This window comes from Neptuniibacter sp. (assembly GCF_024231755.1).
Classification (GTDB): Bacteria; Pseudomonadota; Gammaproteobacteria; order Pseudomonadales; family Balneatricaceae; genus Neptuniibacter.
The window spans coordinates 1-1,055 of the sequence record NZ_JAAEQH010000264.1; the positions used below are offsets into that span (position 1 = coordinate 1).

General features: G+C 50.7%; 2 protein-coding genes. Both read left to right on the top strand.

Annotated features, from left to right (window positions below):
• A partial coding sequence (rplC, locus tag GY843_RS14590) for a 50S ribosomal protein L3 (protein ID WP_297310669.1) occupies window positions 1–381 on the top strand: 381 nt, incomplete at its 5' end.
• 11 nt (window positions 382–392) lie between these two features.
• Window positions 393–998, top strand: coding sequence for a 50S ribosomal protein L4 (gene rplD, locus GY843_RS14595; protein ID WP_297310670.1), 606 nt, complete (start codon window positions 393–395; stop codon window positions 996–998).
• Window positions 999–1,055 lie beyond the last annotated feature (57 nt).

Genomic DNA, 1,055 nt, shown 5'->3' on the forward strand with positions numbered 1-1,055 from the left:
GGTGGCGACGAAGTCAACGTTGGCGAAGAGCTAACTGTTGCGCGCTTCGAAGCTGGTCAGAAAGTTGACGTAACAGGTCAGTCCAAAGGTAAAGGTTTCCAGGGTGGTGTTAAGCGCTGGAACTTCTCCATGCAGGACGCGACTCACGGTAACTCTCTTTCTCACCGCGCTCCGGGTTCAATTGGTCAATGTCAGACTCCTGGTCGTGTTTGGAAAGGCAAGAAGATGGCAGGTCAGATGGGTAATGCTCAGGTTACTGTGCAGACCCTGGAAGTTGTTCGCGTAGACGCTGAACGCAACCTGCTGTTGATCAAAGGTGCTGTTCCAGGCGCAACTGGCGGTGACGTAATCGTTAAACCAGCTGTTAAAGCTGGCGCCTAAGGGGGTTTGAAATGAATCTGAATTTAGCTGGAGCTAATGGTTCGGTTGAAGTTTCCGACCTGGCTTTTGGTAAAGAATTCAACGAGACGTTGGTACACCAGGTAGTTACTGCTTACCTGGCAGGCGGTCGTCAGGGTACTAAAGCTCAGAAAAACCGTTCTGCGGTTTCTGGTGGCGGTGCTAAGCCATGGCGTCAGAAAGGTACTGGTCGTGCGCGTGCGGGAACTAGTCGTTCTCCAATCTGGCGTGCGGGTGGTGTAACTTTCGCTGCTCAACCACGTGACTACTCTCAGAAAGTAAACAAGAAAATGTATCGCGCTGCTATGCGTTGCATCTTCTCTGAGCTGGTACGTCAGGAACGTCTGGTTGTTGTTGAAGAATTTGCTGTTGAGTCTCCAAAGACTAAACAGTTTGTGGCCAAGCTTAATGAGCTTGAGCTGGATAATGCACTGCTGATTACTGAAGACGTAGAGCAGAACCTGTACCTGGCATCTCGCAACGTACCACACGTTGATATCCGTGATGCTGCTGGCGTTGACCCGGTTTCCCTGGTTGGCTTCGATAAAGTACTGGTTACTGTAGCTGCGCTGAAGAAGATCGAGGAGAAGCTGGCATGAAACAGGAACGCATTTATCAAGTGCTGCTGGGCCCACACATCTCCGAGAAAGCTACTA

What these genes read in the sequence shown, in the direction of transcription:
- rplD (WP_297310670.1), top strand. Translation starts at nt 393, where the DNA reads ATGAATCTGAATTTAGCTGGAGCTAATGGTTCGGTTGAAGTTTCCGAC.